1 protein-coding gene is annotated in these 655 nt (G+C 44.4%); it reads right to left on the bottom strand.

The features are described 5' to 3' along the window. A partial coding sequence (locus tag E7Z59_RS15350; protein WP_211089743.1) for a hypothetical protein occupies nt 1-655 on the bottom strand: 655 nt, incomplete at both ends.

The following is a 655-nucleotide window of genomic DNA, read 5'->3' as shown; positions in this document are numbered from 1 at the left end:
TCGTAGCATCACTCGCTAAAGTAGGTACTCCAAGATTCGTGATTACAGAACCTCCTGCATCATTGCCCTCTAAAAGTACTTCCCCAAGATCCTGGATCTCGTTGGTTGCATCCGCATCTGGATCATCATAATAGGCTCCGCCATCAACTCCGGCGATAACATCATTATTCGCATCGGTACTCACCACAACCTGATCCGATGCCGTGATCGCATCATCCACATATTGTTTCGTCGTAGCATCACTCGCTAAAGTAGGTACTCCAAGATTCGTGATTACAGAACCTCCTGCATCATTGCCCTCTAAAAGTACTTCCCCAAGATCCTGGATCTCGTTGGTTGCATCCGCATCTGGATCATCTACATTCAATGTAAGAGTACTCCCACTCGACAAACTCAAATTACCCGCCGTACCATCAGTAGTAATATCTTGAATCTCATTAGTTGGATCACCATCTGCATCTGCTGCACCAATGGCAATAATTTCATCTATCGCTGCTTGCACATTTGTCGCAGCCAAACCAGAAGTCGCATTGCTATAAGAATTCGAAGCCGCCGAAGTATTCACCGTAGCGATAACAGTTCCAACTTCATCTGTGAAATCGTAAGTACCATCTAAATTGTCTACAATATTTAAGGTGTTTGCATCAAAGTCTAC

Source organism: Robertkochia marina (assembly GCF_004799345.1).
GTDB lineage: Bacteria > Bacteroidota > Bacteroidia > Flavobacteriales > Flavobacteriaceae > Robertkochia > Robertkochia marina.
Note: the sequence above shows the minus strand (reverse complement) of the source record. Positions and strands in the feature narration are given on the sequence as shown.